The following is a 14384-nucleotide window of genomic DNA, read 5'->3' on the forward strand; positions in this document are numbered from 1 at the left end:
CGATACCAGCCCCCACGCGCATGATGAGGAAGGGCGACCAGCCACAGCGGCGGGTCACCCTTCCTCGAATCGCTCAGTCGCCCAGCGTGGTTCGCCGGACCGCGGCGAGCGGATCGGCGTAGAGAACGCTCAGCGAGGTAACCACGGCGGCGAATTCCTGCACCTTGCCGCCGAATCCGCTGATCCGGATATCGGTCGGAGGCAGGGACGAGCCTTGGTTGAACGCGCGCGCTACATGCGCGACCGCGGGCCGGTAGCCGGTGAAGGCTTGGCCGCCCAGGATCACGCGATCGGGGTTGAGCATGTCGCGCACCATCGCCACGGTGTGGCCGAGGATGGTGGCGCGCTCGGCGAGCAGTTCACGCGCGGGCTCCGAGCCCGATTCCGCAGCCCGGTACAGGTCCGCGATGGTTGATCCCGCGGTTCCGTTGTGCGCCGGGATGATTCCGCGACCGACGGCCCTGGAGTGCAGCGACCGATCACCCACGGTCACCTCCAGGCAGCCGCGCCGCCCGCAGGTGCATTCGACATCCGAGCCGGTGGGTAGATGCGCGATCGAGCCGGGGCCGTTGCTCGGCGTATGCACACGACCATCCAAAGTCACCGCCACACCGGCGGTTTCGCGGACGTAGAAGTACAGGCTGCTGCCACGCTCGGCGCGCGCCTGGTCGCGCGGTTCGGCGGTACGCAGCAACAGCTCCGAACCAGCCATCGCCTCGACATGCGGCGCTACCGAGACAGGCAGCTCGAGCACCTCGCCGAGCACCGAACCGACCTGCGCGCCACGCCAATCCAGCTTGGGGTGGTCGACGACGCCGGTGAGCGGATCGACCCGGCCACCGATCGCGACGCCTGCCCATAGCGCCTTGCGCCGATGCCAACGCTGCAGGAACGCCTTCGCGCTGCGGGCGACGGTGGTGGTGGCGAACTCCTGTCCAGTCTGCGGGGTTGCGATGGCGAGGCCACCGAGGATGCGGCCGCGCAGATCGGCAGCGACGATCTTGGTGACCGCGGCGCCGATGTGGATGCCGATGGTCAGGTAGGCATCGTGGTCGAGTTCGAACGGAACCCGGGGGCGTCCGACCGCACCCGAGGCCGTCAAGTCCTGGCGCTCACGCAGCAGACCGGCTGCGAGTAGCGCGGACACCTGACGGTTGACCGTCGCGATGCTCAAACCCGTTGTGCGCGCTACATTGTCGCGCGAAATGGGACCACCGGTCGCGGCGCGGATAACCGCTGCCGCCGGGTTGTCGGCGATCCGCAGTTCGGGAGCTACCACCGGACGCTGAACACGAGCACGGCCGGCGGCAACCCTGGAGACGGATCGTTCGAGGGTGGGGAGGGACATTGTGCAGATCCTTGCTGAAGTCCCGCAATCGAACGGGACGTGCCTACATGGGCGACGAAGCAGCAAACGAGCTGGAAACCCGGCTCAGCCGCAGCAAGAGGTACAACACAGTTCACGTGTCAATGGCAGCCGCAAACCCAGTGCGGCGGTCACGTAAGTGACCCGCAGGGAGTTCGATCGGCCGACAGACATGTCGATTAAATTAACACCGATATCCGCGACGCACCAAGACCCAACGCGCCGTTGTGTGCATGCGCACATAGTTTTCCCAGGTGACAGACACAACCATAAAGACCCCGCTCGGTGGAGAGGCCCACCGGACGAGGTCTTTCAGCTGCGAAGGTTACTTCGCCGCGACGAACGGCTGATTGATCGTCGTGAAGTACTGGATCGCAGCGCCGACCGCGACCGGGCCGGTCACGAGCAGCTGACCCGCGAGGGTGCCGAGCGCGCCGACCGCGATGATGCCACCGAAGCAGCCGATCACGGCGGCAGGCAGGAACGCGCCGAACAGGCCGACGATCGCGGCGGCGGACACGGTGGCACCGGCAATGCCACCGAGGACGCAGCCGACGGCCGCGCCGCTGAGACCACCAACGAGTGTGCCGATGGTCGCCCCAGCGGAGATCGTGCTGGCCAGACGGGTCCACGCGGCGACCTCACGGTCGTACTCGGTCTTCCAGGGCGCCTTGTCCTCGAACGGCAGCGCGACCGGCTTGTAGACCGCGTGCTCCCGGTCGAACTGGGGGGTCAGCGTCGCGGTCCGGTCGGAAATCTGTGCGGCGATCGGGAATTCGAAATCATCGAGCTGAAACTTCAGCGGGGCGGCCGCGACCACACGGCCATCGGCTGCCTCGACTTCGAAGAGTTCGTCCTCGACCACCAACGAGCCGGCGTCGGTTTCGATGATCGACTGTGTATCGGTCGCGTGCGCGGTGAAATTGATTGCACCTTCGGTATTTTCACCTGGCGGGGCGGCGCCGGAAGTACCCGCGGCCACTCCGGTCGCCACGGTTACCAGCGCCGCGGCCACGGCGAGCTTCCTCATCCTCATGGACTGCATTTCCTCATCTCAGGTGGAGCTTTCGAGGCAAAGCATCGAGCAGCATTCCCGCTGAAACGAGGGAAAAACGCAGAAAGATTTCAACCAGGCTTCGGCCGCGCGCTACTTCGCTTTTGCAGCCGCTTTCGCTTGCTTCTTGAATTCCCTTACCTGAGTTAGGGATTCGGCGTCGATCACGTCGGCAACCGACCGCCGCGACCCTTCCTCGCCGTAGGCGCCCGCTGCCGCGCGCCAGCCCTCCGGCCGCACGCCGCGCTGCTTGCCGAGCAGCGCGAGGAAGATCTTGGCCTTCTGTTCGCCGTAGCCCGGCAGGTCTTTCAGTCGGCGCAGGACCTCGGCGCCGTCCGGGTCGCCCTTGGTCCAGATGTTCTCGGTATCGCCGTCGTAGTTCTCGATGACGTAGCACGCCAGCTCTTGCGCGCGCCGGGCCATCGAGCGGCCGTAGCGATGGATGGCGGGCGGGGTTGCGGCGAGGGTCTCGAACTCCTGCGGATCGGCCTCGGCGATGCGGTGAATGTCGAAGCCACCCATGCGGTCGGCGATCTTCTTCGGGCCGCGGAACGCGTGCTCCATCGGGTACTGCTGGTCCAGAAGCATCCCGAGCAGGGTGGCGAAGTAGTCCTCGGTCAGTAGTTCGTCCGCCTCGGCGTCCTGTGCGAGGCAAAGCCTGCGACTCATCGCCTACCTCCTGCTCCCACGGCATATACTCCTGATGGGTTCGATCATCTCATCGGCGCCGACACCATGCGCACCCGCCAGCCCTACACGCAGTGACTCGAGTCACAGATCTTACGCGCGGGTAGATGACGCCCCGCGTAGGCTCCTGGCCATGCCTCAGACGACGGCGACACCGACCCCCACAATGGCCACGGATGGATACGGGCCCATGAACACCTACGCTTTGCGTCCCGATCGGTTCGACCGAGCAGGCCAGGACCAGCTCGTCGACGTGCGCGACCTCCAGGCCGCGCTCCCCGGCATCCGCCGACTGCGAACCTGGGCGCACGAAGCTCTCGCGCTGCAACCCGGCGAGAGCGCGGTCGATATCGGCTCCGGTACCGGCTCCGAGGTCATGGCCTTCGCCGAAGCGGTCGGCCCGAACGGCAACGCGGTCGGAGTCGAGCCCGACCCGCACCTGCTCGCCTCCGCCGAACGCCGCGCCGCCCAGGCCGGTTCCACCGCGAGATTTCACTCCGGCGACGCCTACGGCCTGCCGTTCGGCGCGGACAGCTTCGACGCTGCCCTGTGCGAGCGGGTCTTCCAGCACCTGACTGCCCCCGCCCGCGCCGCGAACGAGATCGCGCGCGTGCTGCGTCCCGGCGGCCGCGTTGTGGTGATGGACAGCGACTGGGGCACCGCGATCGTGCACCCCGGCAACCGGCAGGTCGTGCGTGAGGTGATCGACACCCTGGTGTCGGCGACCACCAATCCGCTCGCCGGGCGCCGCATCCCCGGCCTGCTCACCAATGCCGGTCTGGTGATCGACGACATCGGCTCGCACGCCCTGGTCCAGGACCGCAGTGTGGGCGCAGGCTCGCTGGTCCATAGGATCTCGGCGATGGCGGTCGCGCGCGGCGTGATCAGCGAGGCGCAGCGTGACCAGCTGATCTGCGACCTGCGGGCGGGCGCCGACAGCGGCGACATCCACCTCTCGGTCACCATGTTCGCGGTTCTCGCGCACAAGCCGCGCTGAGGCTGCCGTTATCGGAGACCAGGTAGCCGGCACAGCCGGACATTGTCGGCCCTCAGCCCGCGCCGTGCCCAGCGAAGGCGAGGCAGCCGCATAGCCCAGCGCCCGGCACGAATCGTGCCGGGCGCTCGCGTTGTGTCCGGCTACTTGCCGAGCAGCTTCTCGGTGGCCGCGAGCAGGACGCAGGTGGCCAGGCCGTCCATCGCCTTCGCCAGTTCGGGAAGCTTCGGAAAGCTCGGAGCGATCCGAATGTTCTTGTCCTCCGGGTCATTTCGGTACGGGAAGGCCGAGCCCGCCGCGGTCAGCGCGATGCCTGCCTCCTTGGCCAGCGCGATCACCCGCGCCGCGGTGCCCTCGAGCACGTCCAGGCTGATGAAGTAGCCGCCCTTCGGCTCGGTCCAGGACGCCACCTTGGACGCGCCGAGCCGGTCTTCCAGGATTTTCAGCACCAGAGCGAACTTCGGCTCCAGGATGGCGCGATGCTTCTGCATGTGCGCACGCACGCCGTCGGCATCGTTGAAGAAGCGCAGGTGACGCAGCTGGTTGATCTTGTCCGGCCCGATGCTCTTCTTCGACGCGTGGCTCAGGTACCACTCCAGGTTCGCCGTCGAGCCGCCGATGAAGCTGACCCCCGAGCCCGCGAAGGTGATCTTCGAGGTGGAAGCGAAAACCAAGGGGCGGTTCGGGTTTCCAGCCGCGGCAGCAAGGCCGAGCACGTCGAGCACCGGAGCCGCCGCGTCGGTCAGCGGGTGCACCGCATAGGCGTTGTCCCAGAGCAGCCGGAAGTCGGGCGCAGCAGCAGGCATCGAAACCAGTTCCCGGACAACATCTTCGGAGAAGACCACACCGGTCGGGTTGGAGTAGTTCGGCACCGCCCACAGACCCTTGATCTGCGGATCGTTCGCCAGCAGTTCGGCGATGGCGTGGGTGTCCGGGCCGTCGTGGCGCATCGGGATGGGGATCATCTCGAAGCCGAGCGCCTCGGTGATCGAGAAATGCCGGTCGTAGCCGGGGGCGGGGCACAGGAACTTCAGCGTGTCCTCGGCAGCCCAGCGGCGCTCGGAGTCGTTGGTGCCGTACAGCATCGCGTAGGCGATCACGTCATGCATCAGCTCGAGGCTGGCGTTGTTGCCCGCGAGCAGGTTGTCCACCGGGATACCGAGCAGCTCACCGAAGATCGCGCGCAGCTCCGGGAGACCGTGCAGACCACCGTAATTGCGGCAGTCGGTGCCGGTGCCATCGCGGAAATCGCCCTCGCCGGGCAGGGTCAGCAGTTCGGTGGACAGGTCGAGTTGTTCCGGTGAAGGTTTTCCCCGTGTCAAATCCAGCGTGAGCTTCTCGGTCCGGAGCGTCGCGTAGTTCGCGGACTGGGTCTCGTGTTCGGACACGAGCTCCTCGTGGCTCATCAAACCGATCTGCGTTTGCCGGGGCATCCTGGGCAGCCTTTCGAAGCAGCAAAGGGACGTGGAGGGCCGGACCGATGTGTGGCCGCGGCCGGTCATTTGTCCGTGCGGACGCACGTGCGTCCGCGGACGCTGTTCACGTTACCCGTGCGTTGCTCGGAATTGGAGGCGTTATTCGACAGCCGGACATCCGTCCGCGCGAGCCCTCTGAAAGGGGACCCCGCGCACCCGGCAGAGCCCGTTGACCCTTGCTGCCTTCCGGCCCTGGGGGGGTTCACAGGATGCGCGCCGCGCGGGATCCGTAGGCCAGTGTAGCGGCTCCCGCGCGAAACCCGATCTTCGGGTCGACCAACCCTGGCCCACCAGGCACTTCGCCCGATCACCCGGGCCATTTGGCGACTCGCCGGGGGCTACCGGTATGCTGCTGCACGGAGGATTCGCCTAGTGGCCTATGGCGCTCGCCTGGAACGCGGGTTGGGTTAACGCCCTCAGGGGTTCAAATCCCCTATCCTCCGCCACGGCAAACGCCTCTGACTGGACCTTAATGGCTGGTCAGGGGCGTTTTTCGTAATATTCCATCCATTCCGGCAAACGCCCAGTGTTGATGACCATAAGGCCTGTTCAGGGCGTTTTTTCAGGGCCGCTTACAGTCATTTCCGCAGGTAGAGGCCGTGTTGACCGCGTCAACATGCCTCGGGATAGGGGGTCCGCTCCTCTATCCTCTGCGGCGTCCGCCACAGAGGGCGCAGTCGGCGCCCGTAGGCAGCGCCACGACTGTCGCATTCCATTGCTACCGGGCAGCCGACATGCAGCCTGATCGGTCTCAGATGTTCCGAGGGTGTGGGACGACAGGCGTTTCCTGGTCACGTTTTCAGTTGACAGGCCAGCCGGGGAGTTCCTGAAGCCGAAGATCGAGGGCAGTTCGGGATTTAGGAAATGGGTGATACCTGCGATCCGGTCTCCCGAGAGGGTGAGGACGACCAGGCCGGATGGTTGAGCCGCAGGATCGTTGGGTTGTCCGAGATAGCACGCGAAGGCGGGTTGGGCGTTGGCCCGGGTGGGCAAAAGCCTGAAGCGCCGCCCAGCTCGTCCAGCCGCGGTCGCCCGGAGGAACTCGGCGATGGCCTCGGCTCCACAGTACTCGTGCGGGGCGGGCGGCATGGCCAGCCAGGCGTCGTCGGTAAGTAGTGCGACCACTGCGTCGACGTTGTCGACGCAAAAGGCGTCGGCAAAACGTTGCGCCAGGTCCGCCTCGGTGTGAGAACCGGACTCCCGGTCCGCGCGGGTGAAATGCCTTCGCGCGAGCGATGTCCGGGCCCGTTGCAGCAAGCCCTTGATCGCCGTAGGAGTCGCCTCCAGCATCGTCGCCACCTCCGCGAGGGAGAAGTCGAGTACGTCGCAGAGAACCAGCACTGCTGTCAGCCGGGGCGGAAGCCGCTGCAACGCGCCGACGAACGCCAGCCGGACGGCCTCCCGGGCCTCGTAACGGGCCGAGGGGCCCGGCGCCGGGTCGAGCCACGCGTCGGGATAGGGCTGCAGCCAGGTGACCTCCTCTCGGCGGGAGGGTTCGGGCACCGCGAACGGCGGAACTGGCACGGGTCGGGGACGGCGCTTGCCGTCACGGATGTAGTTGAGGCAGCGGTTGGTGGCAATCCGGTACAACCATGTCCGCAGCGACGAGCGGCCCGCAAAACCGCCGAGGCCCCGCCATGCGGCGATCATCGTCTCTTGCAGGAGCTCATCGGCGTCGGTGATCGACCCCAGCATCCGGTAGCAGTGCAGGTGAAGCTCGCGACGATGCGGTTCCATCAGCTCGGCGAAGGCTTGTTCGTCACCCGATCGTGCGAGCTGAAGCACCTATGAACTCATGGCGTCCGATCATGCCACTGTCCTCGTTTACCCGACCACGACCGTTCCGTTCGCCAGCCAGTTGGTGTCTTAACTACTAGCAACTGCTAGAGGAGGAACCCATGGTCGACACCAATGACACCGTCAGCCAGCCTGTGCAGGCCTACTACAACATTCTGACCGCAGGCCCGACGGCATTCGACGAGGGGCGGCTGCGCGCAATACTGGCCGATGACCTCGTTTTCGAGGGTCCGATCGCCGGCCACGTCGTCGGAGCGCAACCGTTCATCAAAGGAGTCTTCGGATTCATCGACACAATGCGGAGCCGGACGATGCTGCATCAGCTGCGTGCCAAGAGCATGGCGGCCACACTCTACGACGCCGAGATGCCCGATGGTACCGTCCGATTCGCCGAGTTCTTCCAACTCGACGGCGGGAAGATCCAGTCACTCAGGCTGTTGTACGACGCCACCGAGTACCGCGCTCGAGGCGGCCGATGAGTGCTGACCGCCTGTGGACACGATCCGACGATGGCCACCGAGTCGATAGTGCGCGTCCCGATTGCCGCGCTGCCGGGTGCCTACCGGACGAACATGACACTGCTGGCCGAACTGTGCGTGCGAACGGCGGAAAGCCTCCGCCGCAGGACATTCCATCTACTCGGCCTTCCGCTCCAGCAGGCTGAGCAGATGAGCTCTGCCCTGCGCCGACGGCAGCGTGCAGTCCGACGGCAACATCAGCTGCCAGGTGTTGACCGCGTCGACACCTGAGCCTAACGTTTGCATCGCCAGCGTCGAAGGGGCTCGGAGCCCAGTCGCTGGCGCTCACCCAGGCGGAGGACAATCTGTACAGGCGAGCGGTGACCCGCTTCGGGCTTCCAGACGTTGCGCGGAAGTTGGCCGCGACGCTGAAAGGTACTCGGCGGTGCTCGGCGGACGCGCCATCGGCAAGATCGTTTCGCCCGCCTACCTGCTCCACGATGGCGGCACCGAGTACGAATGGCACCCAGACCGGGTGCGAAAAGCCGCGATCACGCGCTCCGGTTTTCAAGGTTGGCGGATGTGGACCTAGTCTACATCCGCCAACCTGTAACCCCTGCCGGCTGCACAGGCCGACGGCGATGATCTCCGCAGGTGTGCACCGCGCTGTTCATGCTGCGTCAGGCTTCTCGAACCGGGCGACAAACCGCAATTCGAGAGCATGCGCCAGCCGATCCAGCATGCCGATGGTCGGCGTTCCGCCACCGGACTCCAGTCGGGAGACATCGGGCTGATGCAGACCGGCACGCTGAGCCAGCTGTGTTTGCGTCAATCCGAGTTCGAGTCGACGCTCACGGATCGCATCGGCGAGCTCGATGGCCAGTTTCGCCTCTTCGCGCCCGGCGTGGTACTCGGTAGCGTCGAAGCCGGGCCGGTTGAACCGTTCACGTCGTATGTCGTCCATAGACTGGTGTTCAGTCATCGTCCCTTACCTTCCTGTCGAAGCTGATTCTGGCGTGCTCATGCTCCACTTCGCACACCTTGCGCAGCACTTTCGCACGATCGACTTCCAAAGTTTCTCGCATTTGCGTCTTGCGAAAGACCGTCAGCAGCACCACCCGCCGCCCCGGCGCCAGCCAGTAGGTGATGCGCATCTCCAGCGGATGTAGGTGGAAACGCAGCTCTCGCAGGCCGTCGCCAAGGTTTCGAGACCATGGTTCGCTCAACGTCTCGGCTTTCTCCGCGAGCATGCCCACATATTGATCCACGCGACCGAAGTCCCGATCCGAAAGCGATCCCAGCCACTCGGTCACCTCCGGTTCGATCTCGACCGAATACAGCCCCATAGGATCAATACTATATAGGATTAATCCTATGGACAAGTTGGTCAGCCGGGGCCACTTCGAGGGGCGAAGCAGTGGACGCATCGACTCGACGCCGCAGGGACTGCGACAGTCGGCACCGTATCCGCCGGAGTCGTTGACCAGGATTTTCGGCGAAGAGTGACTCGCCCCAGGTGTTGACCGCGTCAACGCTTGGACCTAACGTTTGCATCGTCAGCAGCGCCGAAGCAGCCTGAATTGCAACGAAACTGGCTTGCCGCAGCGTTCACCAACGGAAATGGATGGGTTCAAATCCCCTATCCTCCGCAGAAACAGCAGGTCAGGGCATATTTGCCCTGACCTGCTGTTGTTTGTCCGCTCAGTGCCGAGGTCGTGACATAGGACGGAACGCTCCGCTTCATGTGGCGAGATGGTCTTGCAGCTGGATTCGCATAGACGGCGACTTCCGCACCTCTTGCACATGACCGGCCTGATCGGGTATCCCGGATATCAGGAGGTGTTCGATGCCATCCTCCGCACCCGATCCCATGACGCGGACAGAAGAGGTCATCGTGCCGTCGGAGTCGATCCGGCTGGCAGGGATATTGGCCGTCCCGGAGAACTCCACCGCCCTGATCGTCTTCGCGCACGGGAGCGGAAGCGGCCGGCACAGTCCGAGGAATCGGTTCGTCGCCGACGTACTGAATCGGGCCGGACTCGCGACGATGCTGGTCGACCTGCTGGTCGCGGACGAGGAGGGCGACCGTACGCGCGTTTTCGATATCGAGCTGCTCGCCCACCGTCTCGTCGAAGTGACCCGCTGGCTACGCACGCGATCGGGTCCGAGCGGCCTTCCCACCGGATATTTCGGGGCGAGCACCGGTGCCGGTGCCGCGCTGTGGGCGGCCACCGAACCCGGCACCGAGATCGCGGCCGTCGTCTCTCGGGGCGGCCGCCCCGACCTGGCCGGTCCGCGACTAGCGCTGGTCCACGCACCGACGCTGCTCATCGTCGGTGGTAACGACCAACAGGTGCTCGAGCTCAATCGGGAGGCCCGGCTGCGGATGCCGTGTCCGAGCGAGATCGATGTCGTCCCCGGCGCGACGCACCTGTTCGAGGAGCCCGGCGCACTCGAGCAAGTGGCGGATCTGGCCAGCGACTGGTTCCGCCGCCATCTCAGTGTTGTGTGGCGTTGAACACCACTGGTAGGTCGTCGGGCCGCGGTGCGACTCGGGTACCGAAGCCGCGGCTGATCTGTTCGATCGTTTCGCACAGCCACCTGGATTCGCTGCGCGCCGCCGATTCGAGGCGCATGCGCCGTACCCGCAGCGGAATCATTCGCACCTCCACCGCACCGGGATCGATGGACACGAGATACAGCAGATGAAGATCGGTGCGGTACCGCTCGTAACCGCGGATGCCCTCGTAGTCGTCGATGACGTCGCCGCACCCGTACAGAATCGGTTTGCCCCGGTAGATCTCGATCGGCCGGGGATGATGCGCGGAATGGCCGTGCACCAGGTCGACACCGGCATCAACCAGCCGATGAGCGAACTGTGTTTCGCTCCGTGCCACCCCGTAACCCCAGTTGGGTCCCCAATGTACGGAGACGATCGCGATATCGTTGTCGCGCTTGTGGGCCAGCACTTCTGCCGCCACCTTGTCGGCGGCACTTACGCTCGGTGAATCACCAACCCGCCACAGCCCGGGCCGATCGCGACGGGCTGCCCAGAATTCCGGAACCCCGCTCGATCCCGCGGCCACCGAGACGATCACCACCCGGCGTCCGTCGTCGAGTTCCGATATCGCCGGTGCCTGGGCGTCATCGAGATCCGCGCCCGCTCCGGCGCGGCGAACGCCCGCGGTATCGAGCGCTTCGAGGGTGTCCGCCAGGCCGGGGATACCGAAATCGAGGATGTGATTGTTGGCCAGCGCGCAAACGACCGGTGCGATCACGGTCAACACCGGCAGATTGTCGGGGTTCATCCGGTAGTGGATGCCTTTGGCGGGAGCGAACGCACCGTCGGCGGTGATAGCGGTTTCCAGGTTGATCAACCGCACCTCGGGGTGGACCTGCGCGAGGATCGGCAGGACATCACCCCATGGTCGGCGGAAATCCACGGGACGGGCAAATATGCCGTGCACGCGTTCGGCCAACTCCACATACGTCCGCGCATCGTCGACATACCGTTCGCGCAGCGTCGGATCGCCGGGATGCGGCAGGATCTGGTCCACACCGCGCCCCAACATGACGTCGCCGCCGAGCAGGACCGTCGCCATACCCCCATTGTCGATCCATTGGACAAAGAGTTCACCTGCGAAAATGGATGCATTGACCGCTCGTGAGCCGAGTCGCCACACGACTCGACTCGGCGAACCAGCCGACCGAGTAGTGCACCCTGCCCTCGCCTGCAGGACATGGGCAGCTTCCAGCGGAATCCAGAAAGTTTCGAACTTCGTCGGCTGTGCGAGCCACGACTGCGATGCGATGATTTCCCGGTGACTCAGTGGCTTCCACTCTTCGGTTCCCTTCTCGTCGCCATTGCGGCAGTGGTGGGCGTTCTTCTCAACAACCGCACTCATCGCGCGGCGGTGACCGCCGCGGACGAGCGCAATCGGGTCACGCTCGACGCGGCGCAGCGGAATGTGGAGTTGACGAACGCGGCCGCGGAACGCCGCGAGCACGATAAGTGGCGGCGCGAATCCGTGTTGGCCGCGGTGGCTTCCGTGCTGGCCATCTCCACCGACGTCCGTCAGCAGCTGTTGTATTGCGACCGCTGGGCGGCCGACGAGCTGGACGAGATCGGCGAGGATGTACTCCAGACCATCGCTGGGGCACGGGGATTCATCAGCAACCTGCGCGTCCTGGCGCATCGGAAGATCCCGAATCGCTGCGAGGATCTGACGCGGACGCTCACCGCGGCGCTGAACATTTCGTTGCAGCGGCGCAGGATCGAAACGGACGCCGAGGCGACCGGCGAGGAGATCTCCGAAATCCGAGCACTGTGGTCGAGGGCGATCGAGAACACTGTCGAGGAAGAACGCTCGGTCATCAACGCGACCCGTGTCGAGCTCGAGATCAAAATCTCCACCGACCTCCACTCGGCTTCCCCCGAACTGGCTCTCAACCGAGCCTGATCCACCCGTTCCTCTTCGCCGACGCAGGGCACTCCGCGCGCAGGTTGTGAACCGTGCGGAGAGCATGTCGCCACGCGAAGCGAACCCTCCGATGTGGAGAGTCCGCGCCAGGCCTACCCGGTGGCGCGGCAGGCTCAGAGGGCAGCGATGACCTCGTCTACCGCGGAGCGGAGTAAGGAAGCGTAGGTGTCGAGGTCGGGTAGGACCGCAGGATCGGCGTGCAGGGAGAGAGTGATGGTGTCGCCGAGGCCGTGTACGCCGTGGGTCAGGTGCATGACCGAGCCGAGGGCGGGAAAGCCGGCGGTGAAGCGGACACGGCCGCCGCCGAAGGCGAGGTCGGCGGGCCCGCGGTCGACACTGGAGACAATGGTGTGGCCCGCGATCGAGTCGGGGACGGTGTCGAGGGGATAGCGGTCGACGTCGCGGCGTAGGAGCGGGGCAGGAACGGTCGCGGTGACCCGGTCCTGGGCGGAGAGCAGCGGGTGCCGCGCCCGGAGACGGCGGTCGGCGAGCGCCGCGGCGATCTTGTCGGCGCGCAGGCGCAGGTCCGGCTCGTCGGCGAACAGGTCGACGCCGAGGCTGCGGTAGTTGTTGCGCGGGTCGTTGCAGCTTCCGGCGGACGGCTCTGGCAGCGCCATCGGAACCTGTGCGCCGAGACGTTCCACGAATTCGCCCCGGTCCGCCAGATACCGCGCGAGCGCCAGTGACACCGCGGTCAGGACCACAACGGTCACGGTGTCACCAGGGGCCCGAAGGCGTTCGGCAGCGCACACGAGCATACGCACTTGATGTAGCGAGATGTCCTCTGCGACAGTTCGATTCACATGGCTCGGCGGAAAGCCCGCGCCAGGCGGCGGCAATTGACCGGTATCGGTCAAGTGCGCCAGCTGCTGCTGCGCCCGGAAGGCTTGATACCCGCGCACCGCGGTCGACACAAGCCGAACCGGAATACACAGCAGACCCAGCGCCGAATCAACCAGTGTCCCAGTGGATATCCGCCGGCCCACGATCATCTGCCCGCGGGCCGCCACCGCAGAACCGATCGACAGGCCACCGGTGACCACTGCCCGGCCGACCTCGCGGGCCCGCGCGCACAGGGTGGACAACCCCTGCGTCTCGTCATCCGGAATCACACTGCGGCCGACACTACTCACACCCGCGGCGGCCGACCCGTCCACCACTCCGGTACCGCCGGCATCGCGGCCACTCGGCGCCACCAGACCCGCTCGGCGATGGCTCGGCGACGGAACATCCCCGTTCCGCACGTCGGACTCGATGAACAGCGCACGCGCGATAGCCGCCGCCCGCCGCCCATCCGCCAGCGCATGCGACATCTGCAACACTGCCACCAGCGCGGGCCCATTCCCCGGCCCTGGCGCACCGACGACCCCGCGGAACACGTGCACCCGCCAGGGTCGTACGGCGGCATCCACGCCGGTGCCGACCACCTCCCCGAGAGCGTCCACCAGATGCGCCCAATTCGGCTCAACCAGTCGATGCTCCACGAATTGCTCGGCAGCGAATTCGCAGGGCATCCAGGATGGGTAATCGATGTCCGCCGGCAGTTTGCGCAGCCGTACCCGCAGATCGTCGATTCGCGCACTACGTTCGGCGACCGAGGCGCGCAGTTCCTCGGTCGGGCGCCCTACGTCGTGGAAGCAATACAAGAGAAACAAGTCGTTGTGGGTGCGCTTCGACAGCCAGTACATCGTCGCGTCCTGCGGTGCCATCGCGCTCACAGGTGGAACGATATCGACTCTGATCGCAGCGGCATTCGGCGACGTAGAACAAATGTGAATGATCTTGTTCCACAACCGAGACCGAAACACCTCTCGATTCCACCCATCCCGTCTGCTACCGTCCGTAGTAGGAACAGATACCACTCTCACCCAGGGCGAGGTGTCGGCCATGGCTACACAACTGGTTCGCACAATAGGCGCGCAGGCCAACGAGGCGGACGAACGGTATCGCGCCGCCGCCTTCATGAAACGGTCGATCAACAAGGTCTTCCCGACCCATTGGTCGTTCCTGCTGGGTGAGATCGCGCTCTACAGCTTCATCATCTTGTTGCTGTCGGGTGTGTATCTGACCTT

15 protein-coding genes, 1 tRNA gene, 1 other RNA gene and 2 pseudogenes are annotated in these 14384 nt (G+C 65.5%); 8 read left to right on the top strand and 11 right to left on the bottom strand.

Translation table 11 applies throughout. The features are described 5' to 3' along the window. Positions 1-73: 73 nt before the first annotated feature. From AB4Z47_RS21745 to AB4Z47_RS21755, 3 genes are all read right to left on the bottom strand, one after another. Positions 74-1348 carry an ROK family protein gene (locus AB4Z47_RS21745; protein ID WP_441953147.1) on the bottom strand — a complete coding sequence of 425 codons (1275 nt, stop codon included), beginning with the start codon at positions 1346-1348 and terminating at the stop codon, positions 74-76. A 343-nt stretch (positions 1349-1691) separates the two neighbouring features. After that, positions 1692-2402 carry a hypothetical protein gene (locus AB4Z47_RS21750; protein ID WP_441953148.1) on the bottom strand — a complete coding sequence of 237 codons (711 nt, stop codon included), beginning with the start codon at positions 2400-2402 and terminating at the stop codon, positions 1692-1694. A gap of 111 nt (positions 2403-2513) precedes the next feature. Further along, positions 2514-3089: an HhH-GPD-type base excision DNA repair protein gene (locus tag AB4Z47_RS21755; protein ID WP_441953149.1), complete on the bottom strand. Its 576-nt coding sequence runs from the start codon at positions 3087-3089 to the stop codon at positions 2514-2516. A 208-nt stretch (positions 3090-3297) separates the two neighbouring features. On the opposite strand from AB4Z47_RS21755, the gene AB4Z47_RS21760 reads away from it, so the two are divergent. Further along, on the top strand, positions 3298-4104 hold the full coding sequence (locus AB4Z47_RS21760; protein ID WP_441953150.1) for a methyltransferase domain-containing protein: 807 nt from the start codon (positions 3298-3300) through the stop codon (positions 4102-4104). Between the two features lie 140 nt (positions 4105-4244). Here the strand turns inward: AB4Z47_RS21760 and AB4Z47_RS21765 are convergent, their stop codons facing one another. After that, positions 4245-5534, bottom strand: coding sequence for an aminotransferase class I/II-fold pyridoxal phosphate-dependent enzyme (locus AB4Z47_RS21765; RefSeq protein WP_441953151.1), 1290 nt, complete (start codon positions 5532-5534; stop codon positions 4245-4247). 179 nt (positions 5535-5713) lie between these two features. Beyond that, positions 5714-5808, bottom strand: an RNA gene (ffs, locus tag AB4Z47_RS21770) — signal recognition particle sRNA small type. Between the two features lie 126 nt (positions 5809-5934). Here ffs and AB4Z47_RS21775 point away from each other — a divergent pair. After that, a tRNA-Ser gene (locus AB4Z47_RS21775) sits at positions 5935-6022 on the top strand. Between the two features lie 103 nt (positions 6023-6125). Here the strand turns inward: AB4Z47_RS21775 and AB4Z47_RS21780 are convergent. Next, positions 6126-7361 carry an RNA polymerase subunit sigma-70 gene (locus AB4Z47_RS21780; protein WP_441953152.1) on the bottom strand — a complete coding sequence of 412 codons (1236 nt, stop codon included), beginning with the start codon at positions 7359-7361 and terminating at the stop codon, positions 6126-6128. 113 nt (positions 7362-7474) lie between these two features. Between AB4Z47_RS21780 and AB4Z47_RS21785 the strand changes: the two genes are divergently transcribed. Further along, positions 7475-7852: a hypothetical protein gene (locus AB4Z47_RS21785; protein ID WP_441953153.1), complete on the top strand. Its 378-nt coding sequence runs from the start codon at positions 7475-7477 to the stop codon at positions 7850-7852. A gap of 156 nt (positions 7853-8008) precedes the next feature. On the opposite strand, the gene AB4Z47_RS21790 is transcribed toward AB4Z47_RS21785, so the two are convergent. Then, a complete protein-coding gene (locus AB4Z47_RS21790) occupies positions 8009-8137 on the bottom strand; it encodes a hypothetical protein (RefSeq protein WP_441953154.1) in 129 nt (42 codons plus the stop codon). A 139-nt stretch (positions 8138-8276) separates the two neighbouring features. Here AB4Z47_RS21790 and AB4Z47_RS21795 point away from each other — a divergent pair, with 139 nt between their 5' ends. Further along, positions 8277-8423: a hypothetical protein gene (locus AB4Z47_RS21795; RefSeq protein ID WP_441953155.1), complete on the top strand. Its 147-nt coding sequence runs from the start codon at positions 8277-8279 to the stop codon at positions 8421-8423. Positions 8424-8501: 78 nt separating this feature from the next. On the opposite strand, the gene AB4Z47_RS21800 is transcribed toward AB4Z47_RS21795, so the two are convergent. Beyond that, the gene (locus AB4Z47_RS21800) at positions 8502-8813 is read right to left on the bottom strand and encodes a helix-turn-helix domain-containing protein (RefSeq protein ID WP_441953156.1); all 312 of its coding nucleotides are present in this window, start codon (positions 8811-8813) and stop codon (positions 8502-8504) included. Continuing rightward, complete coding sequence (locus tag AB4Z47_RS21805; protein ID WP_441953157.1) at positions 8806-9177, bottom strand: type II toxin-antitoxin system RelE/ParE family toxin; 372 nt, start codon at positions 9175-9177, stop codon at positions 8806-8808. The genes AB4Z47_RS21800 and AB4Z47_RS21805 overlap by 8 nt, the downstream gene beginning before the upstream one ends. 28 nt (positions 9178-9205) lie before the next feature. Between AB4Z47_RS21805 and AB4Z47_RS21810 the strand changes: the two genes are divergently transcribed. Both AB4Z47_RS21810 and AB4Z47_RS21815 read left to right on the top strand, forming a co-directional pair. Further along, on the top strand, positions 9206-9337 hold the full coding sequence (locus AB4Z47_RS21810) for a hypothetical protein (protein WP_441953158.1): 132 nt from the start codon (positions 9206-9208) through the stop codon (positions 9335-9337). Between the two features lie 355 nt (positions 9338-9692). Beyond that, a pseudogene (locus AB4Z47_RS21815) lies at positions 9693-10349 on the top strand (dienelactone hydrolase family protein); the annotation flags it as partial. Here the strand turns inward: AB4Z47_RS21815 and AB4Z47_RS21820 are convergent. After that, entirely contained in the window at positions 10330-11433 is a 1104-nt protein-coding gene (locus tag AB4Z47_RS21820) for a CapA family protein (protein ID WP_441953159.1), read from the bottom strand. The pseudogene AB4Z47_RS21815 and the gene AB4Z47_RS21820 sit on opposite strands and share 20 nt — an antisense overlap. 219 nt (positions 11434-11652) lie before the next feature. Here AB4Z47_RS21820 and AB4Z47_RS21825 point away from each other — a divergent pair, with 219 nt between their 5' ends. Continuing rightward, positions 11653-12291 (top strand): hypothetical protein, encoded by a 639-nt coding sequence (locus AB4Z47_RS21825; RefSeq protein WP_441953160.1) that lies wholly within the window; start codon positions 11653-11655, stop codon positions 12289-12291. 134 nt (positions 12292-12425) lie between these two features. On the opposite strand, the gene AB4Z47_RS21830 is transcribed toward AB4Z47_RS21825, so the two are convergent. Then, positions 12426-14030 (bottom strand): hypothetical protein, encoded by a 1605-nt coding sequence (locus AB4Z47_RS21830; RefSeq protein WP_441953161.1) that lies wholly within the window; start codon positions 14028-14030, stop codon positions 12426-12428. A 169-nt stretch (positions 14031-14199) separates the two neighbouring features. Here AB4Z47_RS21830 and AB4Z47_RS21835 point away from each other — a divergent pair. Then, positions 14200-14384, top strand: a pseudogene (locus tag AB4Z47_RS21835) (cytochrome b); the annotation flags it as partial.

This window comes from Nocardia sp. 2TAF39, assembly GCF_052114905.1.
Taxonomy (GTDB): Bacteria; Actinomycetota; Actinomycetes; order Mycobacteriales; family Mycobacteriaceae; genus Nocardia.

What these genes read in the sequence shown, in the direction of transcription:
- AB4Z47_RS21745 (WP_441953147.1), bottom strand. Translation starts at nt 1,348, where the DNA reads ATGTCCCTCCCCACCCTCGAACGATCCGTCTCCAGGGTTGCCGCCGGC.
- AB4Z47_RS21750 (WP_441953148.1), bottom strand. Translation starts at nt 2,402, where the DNA reads ATGAGGATGAGGAAGCTCGCCGTGGCCGCGGCGCTGGTAACCGTGGCG.
- AB4Z47_RS21755 (WP_441953149.1), bottom strand. Translation starts at nt 3,089, where the DNA reads ATGAGTCGCAGGCTTTGCCTCGCACAGGACGCCGAGGCGGACGAACTA.
- AB4Z47_RS21760 (WP_441953150.1), top strand. Translation starts at nt 3,298, where the DNA reads ATGAACACCTACGCTTTGCGTCCCGATCGGTTCGACCGAGCAGGCCAG.
- AB4Z47_RS21765 (WP_441953151.1), bottom strand. Translation starts at nt 5,534, where the DNA reads ATGCCCCGGCAAACGCAGATCGGTTTGATGAGCCACGAGGAGCTCGTG.
- AB4Z47_RS21785 (WP_441953153.1), top strand. Translation starts at nt 7,475, where the DNA reads ATGGTCGACACCAATGACACCGTCAGCCAGCCTGTGCAGGCCTACTAC.
- AB4Z47_RS21790 (WP_441953154.1), bottom strand. Translation starts at nt 8,137, where the DNA reads ATGCAAACGTTAGGCTCAGGTGTCGACGCGGTCAACACCTGGCAGCTG.
- AB4Z47_RS21800 (WP_441953156.1), bottom strand. Translation starts at nt 8,813, where the DNA reads ATGACTGAACACCAGTCTATGGACGACATACGACGTGAACGGTTCAAC.
- AB4Z47_RS21805 (WP_441953157.1), bottom strand. Translation starts at nt 9,177, where the DNA reads ATGGGGCTGTATTCGGTCGAGATCGAACCGGAGGTGACCGAGTGGCTG.
- AB4Z47_RS21810 (WP_441953158.1), top strand. Translation starts at nt 9,206, where the DNA reads ATGGACAAGTTGGTCAGCCGGGGCCACTTCGAGGGGCGAAGCAGTGGA.
- AB4Z47_RS21820 (WP_441953159.1), bottom strand. Translation starts at nt 11,433, where the DNA reads ATGGCGACGGTCCTGCTCGGCGGCGACGTCATGTTGGGGCGCGGTGTG.